We start from the raw sequence: 17051 nt of genomic DNA, 5'->3' as shown, positions 1-17051 counted from the left end.
CGCCGCCTGAAATGAGACGAAATTATACTCGCCGGGCGCTTCGTGCCGGCCCGCGCGCCTTTTGTTTTATGATGTGCGCGCCGTTTTCTCGACACGCGCGGACCGCACGGAAAAACGCATCGAAAACCGTCCGCCGCGCACTCGCCGCATCGCTGGAGCCGCATCTTGAAATCATCGTCACCTCGCCTTTCGCGCCGCGCGTTTTCGCTCGCGGCGGCATCGTCCGTTCTTGCCGCGTGCACGAGCACCGGCGGCGGCAACGTTGCGCCCGCCAACGCCAACTCCAATGCCGACACCGCGCTGAAAACCGAATCGCAGCGCCCGCCGCGCATCGGGCTTGCGCTCGGCGGCGGCGCGGCGCGCGGCTTCGCGCATATCGGCGTCATCAAGGCGCTCGAAGCGCGCAACGTGCGCGTGGACCTCGTCGCGGGCACGAGCGCGGGCTCGGTCATCGCGGCGCTCTATGCATCGGGGATGAACGGCATCGCGATCAACAAGCTCGCGCTGACGATGGACGAAGCGTCCATCAGCGACTGGGCGATGCCCTTTCGCGCGCGCGGCATCCTGCAAGGCGTCGCGCTGCAGAACTATCTCAACAAGACGCTCGACAATCGCCCGATCGAAAAGATGGTGAAGCCGCTCGGCATCGTCGCGACCGATCTGCGAAGCGGCCAGCCGATTCTCTTTCAGCGCGGCAATACGGGCGTCGCGGTGCGCGCGTCCTGCAGCGTGCCGTCGATCTTCGAACCAGTGAGAATTGGCGACCACGAATACGTCGACGGCGGGTTGGTCAGTCCGGTTCCGGCCGCGTTCGCGCACAAGATGGGCGCGGATTTCGTGATCGCCGTGGACATTTCGGCGCGGCCCGAGACCGCACTCACGCAAAGTTCCTTCGACGTGCTGATGCAGACCTTCACGATCATGGGCCAGTCCATCAAGGCCTACGAACTCGACAAGTACGCGAACGCGGTCATCCGCCCGAATCTCAACGCAATGAGCAGCAGCGACTTCAGCCAGCGCAACGCGGCGATCCTCGCGGGCGAGGAAGCGGTCGCGAAGATGTGGCCGACGCTGCAGCGGCAACTCGCCGAGCGCGGCATGCGCGTTTGAACCCGGCGAAAGCACGAAGGCCACGCAAATGCGTGGCCTTCGTTCTTGTGAACGCTCAGCGGCGCGCGTTCAGCGCAATGATTTGACGGCGTCGGCGGTGACATCGCCCGGCTGCCCGCCCCACGTCACGCGCAGATAGTTCGCGAGTTGCGCGAGTTGCTCGTCGCTGTACGTGCTGGCGAACGCGGGCATGCGCTGCATGTTTTCGACGCCGGGGAACGGCTGCGCGTCGATGCCGTCCAGCATCGAGACGACGAGATTGCGCGCATCCGTCTGACGCAGCGTGGAATTGCCGTTCATCGCCACCGCGACGTGAGGCTTGCCCTCGCCTTCGCGTCCGTGGCAGCCCGCGCAGGAATCGAGGTACAGGTTCCGGCCCACGACGAACTGCGCGGCATCGCCGGTCTTCACGGCCAGCGGCGCGGGCGCGGCGGGCGCGTCGCCGAGAAGGTACGTCGAGAGGCCGCGCAGATCGTCGGCGTTCAGATGCTGCGTGCTCAGCGTGACGACCGGATGCATCTCGGCAAACGCCGATCCCTGACGCGCGACGCCCGTCGAAAAGAACGACTGGAGATCCGCCGCCGACCAGCCGCGCGCCGCGAGCGCGGCGGGCGTGATGTCCGGCGCGCCGATGCGCCCGAGCGCTCCGCCCTCGAACGTCTTCGCGTCCTGAAGCTGCCCGAACGCGCCGCGCGGCGTGTGGCATTCCGCGCAATGGCCGAGCGCGTTGGCCACATAACGGCCGCGCGTCCAGTCGGCCGAGTGCCCGGCCGAGGCATCGGGCAGCGCGTCCTTGAGAAACAGCATGTCCCACAACCGCACGGCGAACCGCACGTTGTACGGGAATCTGAGATCCGCGCGGATGTTCGGCACCGCTGCGGGCTTCTGCGCCATGAGATACGCGTAGATCGCGTCGCTGTCCGCGCGCGACATCTGCCGATACGACGTGTACGGCATCGCCGGATACAGCTTGCCGTGCGGCGTCTTGCCGTCGTGCAGCGCCGCGTGAAATTCGTCCGCGCTCCACTTGCCGATGCCGTACTGCGTGTCCGGCGTGATGTTCGTGCCGTAGAACGTGCCGAACTGCGATTCGAGCCTCACGCCGCCCGCGAACGGCGCGCCGCCTGTCGCCGTGTGGCATGCGGCGCAATCGGCGGCTTGCGCGAGATAGCGTCCGCGAGCGAGGAGCGCGGGCGAAGATGCGTTCGGCGTCGCGTTTTCGCGATGACTGTCGCACGCACTCAGCGCACAAGCGCCGGACGCGACGAGCGCGAGAACGACGGCGCGCAACCGGGAACGGGTGAATGGCGAGCGCATCATGCGGCGTCCTTCACGAGTCCGGGCGTGGACAGCACGAGATCCTTCACGGCCTCGTAATAACGCACGTAGCCTGTGCAGCGGCAGATGTGCTCGTTGAGCGCGTCCATGATCGTCGCTTCGATGCGGTCTTTCGTGATCGGCTCGCGCTTCAATCTTTCGAGCAGCACTGTCGCCGCGTTGACGAAACCGGGCGTGCAGTAGCCGCACTGGAAGCTGAAGTGTTCGAGAAACTTCTGCTGCACCGGCGCGAGTTCCACGACTTCGCCGTGCTCGTTGCGCTTCGCGTGTCCTTCGATGGTTCGCACCGTCTTGCCATCGAAGAAATGCGCGCCGTTGATGCAACTGCGCACTTCCTCGCTCGTGCCGTCCACGCGATCGACGATAACCACGCACGCATGACACACGCCTTGCCCGCAGCCGAGCCGCGAGCCGGTCAGCCCGACGTACTCGTGCAGGAAATCGATCATCGGCAGGCCGGCGGGCACTTGCATCGGGCCGACCTTGTTGCCGTTGATGGTCATCGAGAGCGAGCGCATCTCGACGCCCGCGGCGGATTGGATCGCCGTCATGCGAGCACCTCCTGAATGTTTTGCGGCGTCACCGGCAGTGCGGTGAAGCGATGGCCGATCGCATGCGCGATCGCGTTGACGATGGCTCCGACCACCGGAATCATCACTACTTCGGCGATGCCCTTCGGCGGATCGGTCTCGCTGAGCGGCGGCAGCACTTCGCCGGTCTGCTTCCACACGGCGACATCGCTTGCGAGCGGCAGGCGATAGCGGTTGAAGTTCCACGTGCCGTTGCCCGGACCGTCCTCGTAGAGCGGCAGATATTCGTGCAGCGCGTGTCCGATGCCCATCGCGAGGCCGCCCTGCAACTGGCCCGATACGAGCGCCGGCGCGATCTGGTTGCCGCACTCCATGATCGAGTGATGCGACAGCAATTCCACCTTGCCGCTCGCCTCGTTCACGCACATTTCGACGAGCGTGCCGACCGCGCTGTAATACGTGACCGTCGCGTTGTTGCGTTGCACGGGCGGGATCATCACGCGCTTGCGGTCGAGCACGTCGTAGCCGTTCTTCGTCGCCCTGCCGGACTTGCGCGCAGGCTCGCCGCCGAAGCGCACGGACAAGCCATCGACGGGAAGCTGCTCCACGCTGCCCGCGATGTCGAACTGCGCCTCGCTCCACTGCCAGCGGTTGAACGTGTGCACGACCGCGCCTGTCGCGAGGCCGAGTTCGTGCGCCTTCTTCGCCAACACGTCGAATGCGATCGGCGCGAGGCCATCGGCGGTGAGCGTGCCGTCGATCCAGCGGGCGTCTTCGATACGCACGACGAACGATGCCGCCTGACCGCCGCCGATGCCCTGCCCCCAGATCGCCATCGCCGCCGGCCACAGGCCGTGACGAAACACGACGCGCGCCGCTTCGCGCGTCGCATGCGAGAAGTAGTACGCGGAGTTGGTCGCGCTCGCCGGCGACATGTACGTGGGCGACCAGCGCGGATTCGCCGCGAGCGCGTCCTGTTGCGCCTGCGACATGATGTACGGATCGCCGCTCGCGACGACAGGCAAATCCGTCCAGTCGGTGACGGCCATGTGGACGTCCGTTGCCGGCTTGCCGAGCCATTTCGCGACGACGAGCGCCTGCGCCGTCGACGCTCCCGTGCCGATTTCCGCGCCCGAGTGCGACAGCGCGATGCGCCCGTCCGCCGTGAACTCGACCTTCGCGAACGCGCTTTCGGCGCCGGTGCCGAAGTCTTTCTGCACGCACGCGAAGCCGACGCCATAGCGCATGCCGGGATTCGCCGCCTCGAATTCGGCCTTGCGCTTCGCGCGCCCGGTCCACAGCCGATGCGCCTTCGCCTTTCGCAGCACCTCTTCGGCACGCACCGCGCCGGCCGGAATCGCGCCTTGCGTGTTCTTCATGCCGGTGCGCATCACGTTGGCCAAGCGCAGGTCGATCGAATCCATGCCGAGCTGCGCGGCGATGTCGTCCATCATCATTTCGGTGGCGGCCATGCTTTGCAGCGTGCCGTAGCCGCGCGCGGAGCCGGCATCGACCGCGCGCGATGCCGCCGCGATCGCCGTCAGGTCGCTTTGCGGGATGTAATAGATGGACTGCGCGGCGGTCGCGCCGACCATCGCGACGGACGGCGAGAAGTTGCAGCGGCCGCCGCCGTTCGCGACGAGATCGCCCTTGAACGCCTGAATGCGGCCGGTCTTCTTATCGACCGCCATGCGGTAGCGCATGTCGAACGCGTGCCGCTTGAGCGACGACTGGAACTGCTCGAAACGGTCGAACGCGAGGCGCACCGGGCGGCCGTCGCCGTACATCGCCGCGACCAGGCCGTAGAACGGCACGTTGTAATGGTCCTTCGAGCCGTAGCCGACCGTGTAGCACGGGTGAAGGAACAGGTTCTTCACCGGAAAATGCGATTTGGCCGCCATTTCGAGCGCGCTCTGCGCGACTTCATACGGCCCTTGCGTCGGCACGACCATATGCAGCGATTGCGTGGCCGCGTCGTACCAGCAGTTCGCGTTGTCCGGCTCGAGCGCGGCTGTATCGACGGATTGCGTCTTGTACTCGCGATCCACGACGAGCCATTCCGCCGGCGGATGATCGAGCGCATCGGCGATGGCCTGCGCGTGGAACATGCCCTGCTCGTCGAGCTTGCCGTGTTCGTCGGCGTCCGCCCAGACCGGCTCGCGCTTTTTCATCATGTGCGGAAAGAGCGGCGAATCCTTCATGCTGGAGAACGTGTCGTCGTCGAACGGCGTCTTGCCGCCGACGCGCACGAAGCGAAACGACGCCCACGGATCGCGCTCGCCAAGCGGCGTGCGCTCGCCATAACGGATGACGCCGTCGCGGAACTGGAGCTTGTCCTTCGCGAGCCGGAAGCGCGCGAAGTCGTGATAAATCAGCAGCGCGACCGCCTGACCCAGGTACGCGGGCGTCTTGCCGGCGGGCAGAAGCATGTCGTCGCCGTAGAACGCGGGGAACGCGAGCTTGTCGCGCGCGAGGTCGTCCGCCGTCACGATGCGATCGGGCGAAAGCGCCTCGCCGAGCGACGAAAGATCGATGCCTTCGTAGACGCGGTCCGCGAGCGTCGTGCGCAGAATCAGCGCGTGCGACTGCTGCTGCGGCCAATGCGGCATGTCCTTCGCGCGGATGTCGCGAGCGAACACTTTCGCCCCCGTGACTTTCGCGATGCCGTCGATGCGGAACTTCGGATAGCCGCTCGCCGCATCGCGCTCGATGGGCGTGAGAATCTTCTCTTCGAATAGCGCCGCAAAAGCGCGGCTGCCCAGGGGCGCAATGAATACGGACACGCCCGCGAGCGCGCCCGCCTTCAGAAAGCCGCGACGCGACAGGCCGGATTTCCCCATGTACTTCTCCTTGAATGAACGCCCCGGAACGCCCGCACGAGCGGGCGGCCGCGCGCGGCCTCGGCGCGGAAATGTCAAATTCGTTTGCAATGCGAAGCATGGACGCGCGGCTCATGGCGTCCGGGCGTAGTGGACGTGCGGCTGACGATGTCTGCCAGCGCGCAGCGGGCGCGATTTTAAGCCGCGGGGAAACGTCGAACAACGCGCGCGGCGTCAAGTTCTGTCAAGAATTCGCGGTTGTGCGAATGCGCGATCGGGTGCGCCAAATGAAAAACGGCGGCGCTCTTTCGAGGGCCGCCGCCGGTGAAACAGGTGCAGGGCGAATCAGTAATCCGCGTCTTCGATCCACGCCGCCTGAATGGCTTCCAGGATCTTTTCGTTTGAGCTTTGCGGATCGTCGTCGAAACCGTCGAGTTCGGTCACCCAGCGGTGCAGGTCCGTGAAACGCACATATTGCGGATCGACATCCTGATGCGCGTCGGTGAGCGCCATCGCGATCTCCTGCGTGTCTGTCCACTTCATGGGCGAGCCTCCTGTCAGTGATTTTCTTTGGCGTGATTGATGGAGTACCGGGGAATCTCGACCACGAGGTCATCCTCGGCGGGCATCAGTGCCTGACATGATAACCGCGATGCCGGCTCGAGGCCCCACGCCTTGTCGAGCAGGTCGTCCTCGTCCTCGCCGGACGGTTCGAGCGCGTTGAAGCCCTCGCGGATGATGACGTGGCAAGTCGTGCACGCGCACGACTTCTCGCACGCGTGCTCGATTTCGATGCCGTGTTCGAGCAGGTTGTCGCAGATGCTCTTGCCGACATCGGCGTCGATCACCGCGCCGTCCGGACAAAGCTCGACATGAGGCAGCACAACGATTTGAGGCATGGTTTTCCGTGAATGCTTGGGATGGTGTCAGACGTCGTCGAGCTTGCGGCCGGCGAGCGCGCGGCGAATGCTCTTGTTCATGCGGCGCGCGGCGAATTCGTCGGTGGCGGCGGCGAGCGCTTTGGTCGCGTCCTCGATCTGCCCGGCCGATTCGCCCTTCGCGATGCCCGCGAGTTCGGCCGCGAGCGCTTCGATCCGTGCGCGTTCGGCGTCGTCGAGCAGCTCGCCGTCGGCGGCGAGCGCGGCGTGCGTCGCCTCGATCAGCCGGTCGGCCTCGACCTGCGCCTCGCGCAGCGCGCGGGCGCGCATGTCGGTCTCGGCGGTCTTGAAGCTCTCTTCGAGCATGCGGGCGACGTCGTCGTCGGCGAGGCCGTAGGACGGCTTCACCACCACCGACGCCTCCACGCCCGACGTCTGCTCGCGCGCGAACACGGACAACAGACCGTCCGCATCGACCTGATACGTGACGCGGATGCGCGCGGCGCCCGCGGCCATCGGCGGAATGCCGCGCAACTCGAAGCGCGCGAGCGAGCGGCAGTCCGAGACCAGTTCGCGCTCGCCCTGAACGACGTGGATCGCCATGGCGGTCTGGCCGTCCTTGAAGGTCGTGAAGTCCTGCGCGCGCGCGGTCGGAATCGTGGAATTGCGCGGGATGATCTTCTCGGTGAGGCCGCCCATCGTCTCGACGCCGAGCGACAGCGGAATCACGTCGAGCAGCAGCCAGTCGTCGCCTTCTCCGCGACGGTTGCCCGCGAGCAAATCGGCCTGAATCGCCGCGCCGAGCGCGACGACCTGATCGGGGTCCAGGTTGACGAGCGGCGGCTGGCCGAAAAACGCCTCGACCGCGCGCCGGATGACCGGCATGCGCGTCGCGCCGCCGACGAGCACCACGCCCTTGATATCGGCGGGCGTCACCTTCGCGTCGCGCAGCGCCCTTTTCGTCGGCCCGAGCGTGCGCGCGACGAGCGGCTCGGCGAGCGCGGCGAACTGCGCTTCGGACACGGCGACATCGATTTGCACGCCCGTCGACAACGTGGCCTGCACGCGCGTTTCGCTCGCCGACGACAGCGCTTCCTTTGCGGTGCGAACGCGATCGAGCAGAAGCCGCACGTCCTGCGGCGCTTGCGGCTGCACTCCCGCCTGCGCGAGCACATGCCGATAGAGCGCGTGGTCGAAGTCGTCGCCGCCGAGCGCGGAATCGCCGCCCGCCGCGAGCACTTCGAACACGCCTTTCGTGAGCTTGAGAATCGACAGGTCGAAGGTGCCGCCGCCCAGGTCGTAGACCGCGTAGAGACCTTCGGCGGCGTTGTCGAGACCGTATGCGATCGCGGCCGCCGTCGGTTCGTTGAGCAGGCGCAGCACGTTGAGGCCCGCGAGCTTCGCGGCGTCTTTCGTGGCCTGGCGTTGCGCTTCGTCGAAATAAGCGGGAACCGTGATGACCGCGCCCACGAGATCCTCGCCGAGCGTGTCTTCCGCGCGGTAGCGCAGCGTCGCGAGAATCTCCGCCGACACTTCGACCGGGCTTTTCACGCCATCGACGGTGCGTATCTGCACCATGCCGGGCGCATCGACGAAATCGTAGGGCGCGTTCTCCGCGCCTTCCACTTCGCTCTTGCCGCGGCCCATGAAGCGCTTGACGGAGACGATCGTATTGCGCGGGTCGGTCGCGGCTTCTTCCTTCGCGATCCGGCCGATGCGCCGCCCGCCCTTTTCCAGATAACGCACGACCGACGGCAGCAGCGTGTGGCCATCTTCGTCGGGCAGCGCTTCGGGGACGCTGTTGCGCACCGCGGCCACGAGCGAGTTCGTCGTGCCGAGATCGATGCCGACCGCCACGCGCCGCTGGTGCGGCGCGGGCGCCATGCCGGGTTCTGAGATTTGCAGTAAAGCCATCGTTGGTCTTGTGGGGTTGTGTGCGGCGTGTTTTCTCGTCAGCCTTCGAGCCGCTCGATCTGCGCGCCGATCTCATGCGCGACGCGCTCGATGAACATGAGCTGGCGCACCGCTTCGCTCGCGGCCTGATCGGCGTGGCTGTCGATCAGCGCGGAGAGTTTCGTGAAGCGCACGCGCTCTTCGTCGCGCAATTCGTCGAGCAGTGCTTCCAGCGCGCCGATATTCCTGGCCGCCGCCGCATCCTCGATATTTTCGCGCCATTCCATCTGCTGCATGAGGAACGCTGGCTCCATCGCGGTGTTGCTCTCCGCGCCCACGTCGATGCCGCGCAGCGACAGCATGTAGCGCGCGCGCTTCAGCGGATCGCGCAGCGTCTGATACGCCTCGTTCGCGCGCGTGGCCCATTGCATCGCGAGCCTGCGCTGCGCATCGCCGGCAGCGGCGAAGCGGTCGGGGTGCACTTGCGCCTGCACGGTGCGGTAGGCGTCGTCGAGCGCGTGCTGATCGACGGCGAAAACCGGCGGCAGGCCGAAGAGATCGAAGTGGCTGTCGGTGAGCGTTGCCATGACGTTGTCAGTAGATTCAGGATGCGCGGACGAAGCGGGAAGCAGGCGATCACCCGGCGAGAACGAAAAAGGCGGCCCGCGCCGCCTCTTTTGCCGAAACCGCCGGCGCCGTTCGCGTCAGACGCGGAACGATTCGCCGCAGCCGCACTCGTCCTTCGCGTTCGGATTGTTGAAGCGAAATCCTTCGTTCAACCCTTCGCGCGCGAAGTCGAGCTCGGTGCCGTCGAGATAGGCGAGGCTCTTCGGATCGACGACGATCTTCACGCCCGCCGATTCGAACACCGTGTCTTCCGCCGCCAGTTCGTCGACATACTCGAGCTTGTAGGCCAGACCCGAGCAGCCGGTCGTGCGCACGCCCAGGCGCAGGCCCACGCCCTTGCCGCGCCGCGTCAGATACTTCTGCACGTGTTGTGCCGCCTTCTCCGTCAACGTGATTGCCATAGTCGTCGCGTCTCTCGCGCTCAAATCTCTCTCGGGCAGCGCGCCCGCCCTGCTCGGGCGGCGCTGCTGCCGCACTGTGCCGTACTGCTGTTCCGTGCGTCCGGACCGGACGTCCCGCTTACGCCGCCTGCTGCTTCGCCTGCGCGTCTTCCGCTTGCGGCGCAGCCGCGCCGTGGCGCTGCTTGTAGTCGGCGACCGCTGCCTTGATCGCGTCTTCCGCGAGAATCGAGCAGTGGATTTTCACCGGCGGAAGCGCCAGTTCCTCGGCGATGTGCGTGTTCTTGATCGACAGCGCCTGATCCAGCGTCTTGCCCTTCACCCACTCGGTGACGAGCGAGCTGGACGCGATCGCCGAACCGCAACCGTAAGTCTTGAACTTCGCGTCCTCGATGACGCCGTCCGCGCCGACGCGGATCTGCAGCTTCATCACGTCGCCGCAAGCCGGCGCGCCGACCATGCCGGTGCCGACGGTGTCGTCGTCCTTGGCGAAAGAGCCGACGTTGCGCGGATTTTCGTAGTGGTCCAGAACCTTGTCGCTATAAGCCATGATTCAAACTCTCCGTATGTTCGTGACGCGTGTCGCTTAGTGAGCGGCCCACTGGATGGTCGAAATGTCGATGCCGTCCTTGTGCATTTCCCAGAGCGGCGACAGTTCGCGCAGCTTCGCGATCTTGTTCTTGAGCAGGTTGATGACGTAATCGACATCCTGCTCGGTCGTGAAGCGGCCGACCGTGAAGCGGATCGAGCTGTGCGCCAGTTCGTCGTTGCGGCCGAGCGCGCGCAGCACGTAGGACGGCTCGAGAGAGGCCGACGTGCACGCCGAACCCGACGACACGGCGACATCCTTCACCGCCATGATGAGCGACTCGCCCTCGACGAAATTGAAGCTGATGTTCAGGTTGTGCGGCACGCGGCGCTCCATGTCGCCGTTGACGTACACCTCTTCGATGTCCTGCAAACCCTTCAACAGACGGTCGCGCAGCATGCGGATGCGCTCGTTTTCCGTCGCCATTTCCTCACGCGCAATGCGAAACGCCTCGCCCATGCCGACGATCTGATGCGTCGCGAGCGTGCCCGAGCGCATGCCGCGCTCGTGACCGCCGCCGTGCATCTGCGCTTCGATGCGCACGCGCGGCTTGCGGCGCACGTAGAGCGCGCCGATGCCCTTCGGCCCATACGTCTTGTGCGCCGAGAAGGACATCAGGTCGACCTTCAGCTTTTGCAGGTCGATTTCGATCTTGCCGGTGGCCTGCGCCGCATCGACGTGAAAAATGATGCCCTTCGCGCGCGTGATCTCGCCGATCGCCTCGATGTCCTGGATCACGCCGATCTCGTTGTTCACGCTCATCACGGAAACGAGGATCGTGTCCGGGCGGATCGCCGCCTTGAACTTTTCCAGGTCGATGAGGCCGTCGTCCTTCACGTCGAGATACGTGACTTCGTAGCCTTCGCGTTCGAGTTCGCGCGTGGTGTCGAGCACGGCCTTGTGCTCGGTCTTCACCGTGATGATGTGCTTGCCCTTGCTCTTGTAGAAGTGCGCCGCGCCCTTGATGGCGAGGTTGTCCGACTCGGTCGCGCCCGACGTCCAGATGATTTCGCGCGGATCGGCGTTGACCAGCGCCGCGACGTTTTCGCGGGCTTCCTCGACCGCACGCTCCGCGTCCCAGCCGTACTGGTGGCTACGCGAGGCCGGATTGCCGAACTGCTCGCGAAGATACGGAATCATCTTGTCCACCACGCGCGGATCGATCGGCGTCGTCGCGCTGTAATCCATGTAAATGGGCAGGTGGGGGATATCGTTGTTCATCAATCGCTCCGGGAAAATCGGTCAAATCGTGTGGCTTGCCGCTCGTCGCCGCGCTGCGAACGGTGCGCGCGCGGCGGCCCAGGTCAGCCAGCCAGATTGAAAATGGAATTCGGACCCTTGGGCACGATACGCGCGGCCTCGACGCCCGCCGGTTCCGCGCGCCGGTCGCGCAGCACCGCAGCGGAGCCTTCGCGCGCGCGCTGCTGGTCGACCAGATCCTTCAGCGAGACGGAATCGAGATACTCGACCATCTTCTGATTGAGCGTCGCCCAAAGTTCATGCGTCATGCAGTGGCCGTCGTGCTGCTTGGTGCCTTCGCAGGTGCCCTTGCCGCCGCATTGCGTGGCGTCGATCGGCTCGTCCACCGCGATGATGATGTCGGCGACCGTGACGTTTTCCGCGCGGCGCGCAAGGTTGTACCCGCCGCCCGGCCCGCGCACCGACTCAACGATTTCGTGCCGCCGCAGCTTGCCGAACAACTGTTCGAGGTAGGACAGCGAGATGCGCTGGCGCTGACTGATGCCTGCCAGCGTCACCGGGCCCTGCTCCTGGCGCAACGCCAGGTCGATCATCGCCGTGACGGCGAAACGGCCTTTCGTGGTGAGTCTCATAATGGGGGCGAACGCTAATACTCGATGATTTTCGTCAAGTATAAATATCCCACAGTTTTAGTCAAGTATCCCGGGCGGAATATGTAGCGATTTACGGGACTTTTTCCACGCGGCGTCGGCCGCGCGGCGCGGGGCCGGGCGTTACGCGACGAGCTGCGTCCGCAGCGCCTTGAGCAAGCCCTCGCAGGCGTCCTCGCACTGGTCGAGCACGCGCTCGAAGCCATCGTCGCCGCCGAAATAGGGATCGACGACGACGCGGCTGTCGTCGCGCGCGGCGAACTCCATGAGCAGGCGGATCTTGTCGCGGTACTGCGCGGGGCAGACCGACGCGAGCGCGGCGGCGTTGGCGTCATCCATGACGATGAAGAGATCGAAGCGGGCGAAATCGTCCGCCGCGACCTGACGGCCGCGCAGGTTCGACAGGTCGTAGCCGCGCTTTCTGGCCGCGCGCTGCGCGCGCTCGTCGGGCGGCTGACCGATGTGCCAGTCGCCCGTTCCCGCCGAATCGATGACGATGCGGTCCGCCAGTTTCGCCTCCTCGACGAGCGCGCGCATGACTGCTTCGGCGCTGGGCGACCGGCAGATGTTGCCGAGGCACACGAAGCAGACGGCGATCGAGTTCATCGAGCAGGGACGAATAAATGAGTGTTGCGACGGCGGACGGCGGACGGGCCAACCCGCGCGCCCCCGATGCGCTCGGATTATACAAAGGGGCGTCCGAGCGCGCCCGGACGCCCGTGGCGCCCGTCAGCCTTGCGCGCGGTGGATGTCGTGCGTGACGAAGCCGCTTTCCCCGTTGGGCATTTCGAGCCAGTCGCGATGCGAAAGCGTGCGGCGAATGTCGGAGAGACCGCTTTCCCAGTGCTCGCGCATGGTGGAGAGGCCGAACTGGTAGTCCTTGTAATGGCCCTCGTATTCCTTCTGACGGTAGATCAGGTGGATGACGTTGTAGCGCTTCGAACACGCCAGTTCGGCGGCACGGCGGCACCATTCGTCGGTCTCGCGAAGCGCCTCCGGCACGAGGTCGAGGACGTGCTGCAGCACATTGCGATAACGCTGCGCGCGATGCATCTCATCGGTGACGAGGCGCGTGCGGCTCGAGTACTGCACGTCCTTGATGCGTCCCATCACATCGACGATGCTGTCGGGCGCCGGCCCGCGCGCGCTCCAGAGATCGACCTGAAACGCGAGCGTGTCGCGTCGCGGCGTGGCCTGCGCGATTTCGTAGAGCGGCGTATTAGACATGAGGCCGCCGTCCCAGTAGAACTTTCCGTCGATTTCCACCGCCGCGAAACCCGGCGGCAGCGCACCGGACGCCATGAAATGCTCTGCGCGCAGTTGCATTTGCGTGTTGTCGAAATAGGCGAAGTTGCCCGTTTCGACGTTCACCGCGCCAACCGAAACCCGCGTTTCGCCGGAATTGATGCGGTCGAAGTCGCACAGACGCTCGAGCGTGGCCTTGAGCGGCGTCGTGTCGTAATAGCTCGCGGTATTGGGCGAGGTTGCGGTCACCGCCGATGGCGGCGGAAAGCGCGGAACAAAGAAGCCCTTTTGCCCTTCGACGAGCGCGTCGAACGCCTGCAGCGCGGTGAATGCCTTGCGGATTTCGTCGGTGGAATCGAAAAACGCCCGCTCGACGAACGCGGGCAGCGGGAAGCCGAAGGCCGGCTGACAGATCGTTTCCCAGAACTCCAGCAGCCGCGCCACGCGATGCTCGGGCGCATTGCCCGCGATGATTGCCGTGTTGAGCGCGCCGATAGAGATACCGGCGATCCAGTTCGGATGGATGTCAGCTTCGTTCAGCCCTTGATAAACGCCCGCCTGATAGGCGCCGAGCGCGCCGCCGCCTTGCAGCAGAAGCGCAACGGTCTCGTAGGGCGGCAAGGCGATGCGCTTCTGCGCGATGGGCGCTTCTTCCGGACTCAGTTCCCGTTGCAGCCGTTCGTTGCTTGCGATTTCGGACATTGCGCGCTATCCCTCTATTGCATGTACCAGCCGTGGCTCACGACGAACGATTGCCCGGTCAGCGCGGCCGTTTCGAAGGTCGACAGGAAAAGAACCGTCTGCGCGACGTCCTCCACGGTGGCGAAGACGCCATCCACCGTACCGCCCAGCATCACCCGCTTGATGACCTCTTCTTCGCTGATGCCCAGTTCCTTCGCCTGTTCGGGTATCTGCTTGTCGACGAGCGGCGTGCGCACGAAGCCCGGACAAACGACATGCGAGCGCACGTTATGGGGCGCGCCTTCCTTGGCGAGCACGCGCGCGAGCCCGAGCAAGCCGTGCTTGGCCGTCACGTAAGCGGATTTCAGCGGCGATGCCTGATGCGAATGCACCGAACCCATGTAGATGACCACGCCGCCGCGGTCGTCCTTGTACATGTGTCGGAGCGCCGCGCGCGTGGTGAGAAACGCGCCGTCGACGTGGATCGCCATCATCTTCTTCCAGTCCGCATACGCGTAGTTCTCGATCGGATTGACGATCTGAATGCCCGCATTCGACACGAGGATGTCCACCGAGCCGAGTTCCGCCGCCACTCGGTCGATGCCCTGGTCCACGGCCGCTTCGTCCGTCACGTCCATCGCGATGCCGATGGCTTTTCCGCCTTTTCCGCGGATTTCCTCCGCAACGGCATCCGCGCCGGCCTGATTCAGGTCCGCGATGGCGACCGCTGCTCCGGCGCCCGCGAGCGTGAACGCGATCGCGCGGCCGATGCCGCTTGCCGCGCCCGTGACCACTGCCGTCTTGCCGTCGAGCTTACCGTTCTGTGACATGCAAACCTCCGTTGGGGTGACTGAATGACAACATGCGATGGGCGCGGCCATCAAGCTGGCCGTTCGGCCTAGGAAGATTCGCGCGCGGATGACGAAAGCGCCTAGGCCATTCGGCCGACTGTTCCGGCACGACCTGGAAAGGCTATTGTGCATGAACGAAGCAGCGCACCGCAGCCGCGCGCCGGGGCTGCAAAGCCGCAGGCACGCGCTCCGCTACAATGCAGCGCTTTCGCCCTTTCATCGCTCTTGCGGGCTAAACGTCATGCTCAGTTACCGTCACGGCTTCCATGCGGGCAATCACGCCGATGTGCTCAAGCACGCGCTCGTCATCCAGATGCTTCACTATCTGGGCCTGAAGGACAAATCGTACTGGTACATCGATACGCACTCCGGGGCCGGCGTGTACTCGCTCACCGAAGGGTTCGCCGCGAAGAATGCCGAATTCGAATCGGGCATCGCCCGTTTGTGGGATCGCGCCGACTTGCCGCCGCTTCTCGCCGAATATGTCGATGAAGTGAGAGCGCTGAATCCGGACGGCAGCCTGCGTTTCTATCCCGGCTCGCCCTACCTCGCGTGGCGCGCAATGCGCGAGCAGGACCGCATGCGGCTTTTCGAGCTGCACAGTACGGAAATCGACGTGCTGCGCCACAATTTCCGCGACGCCGGCCGGCGCGCGATGATCTACGACAGCGACGGCTTCGAGGGCATCAAGGCCATTCTTCCTCCGCCGCCGCGCCGCGCGCTGGTGCTGATCGATCCATCGTATGAGGACAAGCGCGACTACGCGCGCACGCTCGCGTGCCTCGGCGAGTGCCTCAAGCGGTTCGCCACGGGCACCTACGCGGTCTGGTATCCACAGGTCGCGCGCATGGAATCACAGCGCTTCGCGGAACAACTGAAAGCCATTCAGCCAAATGGATGGCTGCACGCCACGCTCACCGTCAAGGCGCCGCCCGCGGACGGTCTGGGACTTTTCGGAAGCGGCATGTTCATATTGAATCCGCCATACAAGCTCGCGGGCGAACTGAAGCAGGCGCTGCCCTTTCTCGTCGATGCACTCGGTCAGGACGCGAGCGCGTCGTTCAAGCTCGAGCACCGCGCAGATTAAGTGCGCGCGAAAAAACGCGTGCTCAAGGATACGGCGCGCGCGGTTTCCGCCGATGCTTCCCGCTGTTGGTCGCGGGCGTCGTGCTCTGGCCGCCATATTCGACATACGGCGAAACGACGATGGGCTGCTGCTCCTGCTTAAGTCCCGGCAACGTCGCCATGGGCACCATGCCGGCCGCACCGAGCGGCGCGCTCTGCAGAATCGTCCCGCCGGCACCGCTGTGAATGCCGGCTTGCGTGTCGAGCACGAGCGGTTCGCCGCCCGGTACGGCCTGCGCAAGCGGACACAAGAAACACGAAGCGAGAAAAGCGCCGAAGCGCGGCGCGATCGCGACGAATCTGCGGTGACGGATCTTCGTTCCCTCGGGGATATGCGCTTGCATCGGTTGTCCCTTGTCCGCTTCTTTAGACAAAACGGCTTTACCTTACCCCGGTGGCAACCTTTAGGCTAGGCGCTTCACCCCGTAACCGCCCTTTCGAGGAAATCCCGATGAGACAAACGAGTGTCGTCATTGCCGCGCTCATGGTCCTGTTCAGCGCTGGCGCCATCGCGCAGAACGCACCGCCCGCGCACGGAAACATGGCGGGGATGAACGTGGAGCAGCATGACGAATCGGCGACGGATGCGCCTTCGACCGCGGCGTTTCAATCCGCGGACGAGGCGATGATGTCAGCGATGTCCGGCATCGAGTACACGGGCGACGCGGACCGCGACTTCGTCGCACACATGATTCCGCATCACGAGGGCGCTGTGGCGATGGCGAAGATCGAATTGAAGTACGGCCAGGACGCGAAGTTGCGCAAGCTGGCGAAGGACGTCATCGCGGCTCAGGACAAGGAAATCGCCTACATGAAGCAGTGGATGGCGGCGCATCCCGCGCATCGGTAATGGCTTCGAGATCGCGGCCGACGCGCTGACATTCCGCCGTGAAAACAACAAAGCCCCGCAATGCGGGGCTTGAGTTCTGCGTCTGGCGTGGTATCGCGCGAGGCGTCTTAGAAGTTGTAGCCGTTGTTCTCGAGCGAGCGGATGCGCTTTTCGAGCTGCGCTACGTCCGACGACTGCGCAAGATATTCCTCGCGGCGGCGCTGTTCGGCGGCTTCAAACCAGATGCTGAGTTTTTCGAGCAGGATTGCAAACATGATGTTCTCCAAG

19 protein-coding genes are annotated in these 17051 nt (G+C 65.0%); 3 read left to right on the top strand and 16 right to left on the bottom strand.

From position 1 onward, the window contains the following. The first annotated feature begins 165 nt into the window (after positions 1-165). A complete protein-coding gene (locus LDZ27_RS06155; RefSeq protein WP_244815812.1) occupies positions 166-1110 on the top strand; it encodes a patatin-like phospholipase family protein in 945 nt (314 codons plus the stop codon). 69 nt (positions 1111-1179) lie between these two features. Here the strand turns inward: LDZ27_RS06155 and LDZ27_RS06150 are convergent, their stop codons facing one another. From LDZ27_RS06150 to LDZ27_RS06085, 14 genes are all read right to left on the bottom strand, one after another. Next, positions 1180-2430, bottom strand: coding sequence for a cytochrome c (locus LDZ27_RS06150; protein ID WP_244815811.1), 1251 nt, complete (start codon positions 2428-2430; stop codon positions 1180-1182). Continuing rightward, positions 2427-2999: a (2Fe-2S)-binding protein gene (locus tag LDZ27_RS06145; protein WP_244815810.1), complete on the bottom strand. Its 573-nt coding sequence runs from the start codon at positions 2997-2999 to the stop codon at positions 2427-2429. The genes LDZ27_RS06150 and LDZ27_RS06145 overlap by 4 nt, the downstream gene beginning before the upstream one ends. Continuing rightward, positions 2996-5818, bottom strand: a complete 2823-nt coding sequence (locus tag LDZ27_RS06140; RefSeq protein WP_244815809.1) for a xanthine dehydrogenase family protein molybdopterin-binding subunit — start codon at positions 5816-5818, stop codon at positions 2996-2998. The genes LDZ27_RS06145 and LDZ27_RS06140 overlap by 4 nt, the downstream gene beginning before the upstream one ends. Before the next feature lie 324 nt (positions 5819-6142). Continuing rightward, positions 6143-6340: a Fe-S cluster assembly protein IscX gene (iscX, locus tag LDZ27_RS06135; RefSeq protein ID WP_244815808.1), complete on the bottom strand. Its 198-nt coding sequence runs from the start codon at positions 6338-6340 to the stop codon at positions 6143-6145. Between the two features lie 14 nt (positions 6341-6354). Next, complete coding sequence (gene fdx, locus LDZ27_RS06130) at positions 6355-6696, bottom strand: ISC system 2Fe-2S type ferredoxin (protein ID WP_244815807.1); 342 nt, start codon at positions 6694-6696, stop codon at positions 6355-6357. A gap of 27 nt (positions 6697-6723) precedes the next feature. After that, positions 6724-8589, bottom strand: coding sequence for a Fe-S protein assembly chaperone HscA (gene hscA / locus LDZ27_RS06125; protein WP_244815806.1), 1866 nt, complete (start codon positions 8587-8589; stop codon positions 6724-6726). Between the two features lie 38 nt (positions 8590-8627). Beyond that, entirely contained in the window at positions 8628-9155 is a 528-nt protein-coding gene (gene hscB / locus LDZ27_RS06120) for a Fe-S protein assembly co-chaperone HscB (protein WP_244815805.1), read from the bottom strand. A 117-nt stretch (positions 9156-9272) separates the two neighbouring features. Further along, positions 9273-9596, bottom strand: a complete 324-nt coding sequence (iscA, locus tag LDZ27_RS06115; protein ID WP_244815804.1) for an iron-sulfur cluster assembly protein IscA — start codon at positions 9594-9596, stop codon at positions 9273-9275. Between the two features lie 118 nt (positions 9597-9714). Next, positions 9715-10143 carry a Fe-S cluster assembly scaffold IscU gene (gene iscU / locus LDZ27_RS06110; protein ID WP_244815803.1) on the bottom strand — a complete coding sequence of 143 codons (429 nt, stop codon included), beginning with the start codon at positions 10141-10143 and terminating at the stop codon, positions 9715-9717. A gap of 36 nt (positions 10144-10179) precedes the next feature. Then, on the bottom strand, positions 10180-11403 hold the full coding sequence (locus tag LDZ27_RS06105) for an IscS subfamily cysteine desulfurase (protein WP_244815802.1): 1224 nt from the start codon (positions 11401-11403) through the stop codon (positions 10180-10182). Positions 11404-11486: 83 nt separating this feature from the next. Next, entirely contained in the window at positions 11487-12014 is a 528-nt protein-coding gene (iscR, locus tag LDZ27_RS06100; RefSeq protein WP_244815801.1) for a Fe-S cluster assembly transcriptional regulator IscR, read from the bottom strand. 141 nt (positions 12015-12155) lie between these two features. Beyond that, positions 12156-12638: a low molecular weight protein-tyrosine-phosphatase gene (locus LDZ27_RS06095; RefSeq protein ID WP_244815800.1), complete on the bottom strand. Its 483-nt coding sequence runs from the start codon at positions 12636-12638 to the stop codon at positions 12156-12158. Positions 12639-12761: 123 nt separating this feature from the next. Beyond that, positions 12762-13979 (bottom strand): patatin-like phospholipase family protein, encoded by a 1218-nt coding sequence (locus tag LDZ27_RS06090; RefSeq protein ID WP_244815799.1) that lies wholly within the window; start codon positions 13977-13979, stop codon positions 12762-12764. A 14-nt stretch (positions 13980-13993) separates the two neighbouring features. After that, positions 13994-14788: a 3-hydroxybutyrate dehydrogenase gene (locus LDZ27_RS06085; RefSeq protein ID WP_244815798.1), complete on the bottom strand. Its 795-nt coding sequence runs from the start codon at positions 14786-14788 to the stop codon at positions 13994-13996. Positions 14789-15050: 262 nt separating this feature from the next. On the opposite strand from LDZ27_RS06085, the gene LDZ27_RS06080 reads away from it, so the two are divergent. Next, complete coding sequence (locus LDZ27_RS06080) at positions 15051-15896, top strand: 23S rRNA (adenine(2030)-N(6))-methyltransferase RlmJ (RefSeq protein ID WP_244815797.1); 846 nt, start codon at positions 15051-15053, stop codon at positions 15894-15896. Between the two features lie 22 nt (positions 15897-15918). Here LDZ27_RS06080 and LDZ27_RS06075 read toward each other — a convergent pair whose 3' ends face one another. Continuing rightward, positions 15919-16278, bottom strand: coding sequence for a hypothetical protein (locus LDZ27_RS06075; protein ID WP_244815796.1), 360 nt, complete (start codon positions 16276-16278; stop codon positions 15919-15921). A 107-nt stretch (positions 16279-16385) separates the two neighbouring features. Here LDZ27_RS06075 and LDZ27_RS06070 point away from each other — a divergent pair, with 107 nt between their 5' ends. Next, positions 16386-16784, top strand: coding sequence for a DUF305 domain-containing protein (locus LDZ27_RS06070; protein ID WP_244815795.1), 399 nt, complete (start codon positions 16386-16388; stop codon positions 16782-16784). A 107-nt stretch (positions 16785-16891) separates the two neighbouring features. Here LDZ27_RS06070 and LDZ27_RS06065 read toward each other — a convergent pair whose 3' ends face one another. Continuing rightward, on the bottom strand, positions 16892-17038 hold the full coding sequence (locus tag LDZ27_RS06065; protein ID WP_244815794.1) for a DUF3563 family protein: 147 nt from the start codon (positions 17036-17038) through the stop codon (positions 16892-16894). Positions 17039-17051 lie beyond the last annotated feature (13 nt).

The sequence above is a fragment of the Caballeronia sp. Lep1P3 genome, assembly GCF_022879595.1.
Lineage (GTDB): Bacteria > Pseudomonadota > Gammaproteobacteria > Burkholderiales > Burkholderiaceae > Caballeronia.
This window is presented reverse-complemented; position numbering and strand designations above follow the sequence as displayed.

Bases quoted from the DNA above. Each gene is read 5' to 3' on its own strand.
- LDZ27_RS06150 (WP_244815811.1), bottom strand. From the start codon at position 2,430: ATGATGCGCTCGCCATTCACCCGTTCCCGGTTGCGCGCCGTCGTTCTC.
- LDZ27_RS06145 (WP_244815810.1), bottom strand. From the start codon at position 2,999: ATGACGGCGATCCAATCCGCCGCGGGCGTCGAGATGCGCTCGCTCTCG.
- LDZ27_RS06140 (WP_244815809.1), bottom strand. From the start codon at position 5,818: ATGGGGAAATCCGGCCTGTCGCGTCGCGGCTTTCTGAAGGCGGGCGCG.
- iscX (WP_244815808.1), bottom strand. From the start codon at position 6,340: ATGAAGTGGACAGACACGCAGGAGATCGCGATGGCGCTCACCGACGCG.
- fdx (WP_244815807.1), bottom strand. From the start codon at position 6,696: ATGCCTCAAATCGTTGTGCTGCCTCATGTCGAGCTTTGTCCGGACGGC.
- hscA (WP_244815806.1), bottom strand. From the start codon at position 8,589: ATGGCTTTACTGCAAATCTCAGAACCCGGCATGGCGCCCGCGCCGCAC.
- hscB (WP_244815805.1), bottom strand. From the start codon at position 9,155: ATGGCAACGCTCACCGACAGCCACTTCGATCTCTTCGGCCTGCCGCCG.
- iscA (WP_244815804.1), bottom strand. From the start codon at position 9,596: ATGGCAATCACGTTGACGGAGAAGGCGGCACAACACGTGCAGAAGTAT.
- iscU (WP_244815803.1), bottom strand. From the start codon at position 10,143: ATGGCTTATAGCGACAAGGTTCTGGACCACTACGAAAATCCGCGCAAC.
- LDZ27_RS06105 (WP_244815802.1), bottom strand. From the start codon at position 11,403: ATGAACAACGATATCCCCCACCTGCCCATTTACATGGATTACAGCGCG.
- iscR (WP_244815801.1), bottom strand. From the start codon at position 12,014: ATGAGACTCACCACGAAAGGCCGTTTCGCCGTCACGGCGATGATCGAC.
- LDZ27_RS06095 (WP_244815800.1), bottom strand. From the start codon at position 12,638: ATGAACTCGATCGCCGTCTGCTTCGTGTGCCTCGGCAACATCTGCCGG.
- LDZ27_RS06090 (WP_244815799.1), bottom strand. From the start codon at position 13,979: ATGTCCGAAATCGCAAGCAACGAACGGCTGCAACGGGAACTGAGTCCG.
- LDZ27_RS06085 (WP_244815798.1), bottom strand. From the start codon at position 14,788: ATGTCACAGAACGGTAAGCTCGACGGCAAGACGGCAGTGGTCACGGGC.
- LDZ27_RS06080 (WP_244815797.1), top strand. From the start codon at position 15,051: ATGCTCAGTTACCGTCACGGCTTCCATGCGGGCAATCACGCCGATGTG.
- LDZ27_RS06075 (WP_244815796.1), bottom strand. From the start codon at position 16,278: ATGCAAGCGCATATCCCCGAGGGAACGAAGATCCGTCACCGCAGATTC.
- LDZ27_RS06070 (WP_244815795.1), top strand. From the start codon at position 16,386: ATGAGACAAACGAGTGTCGTCATTGCCGCGCTCATGGTCCTGTTCAGC.
- LDZ27_RS06065 (WP_244815794.1), bottom strand. From the start codon at position 17,038: ATGTTTGCAATCCTGCTCGAAAAACTCAGCATCTGGTTTGAAGCCGCC.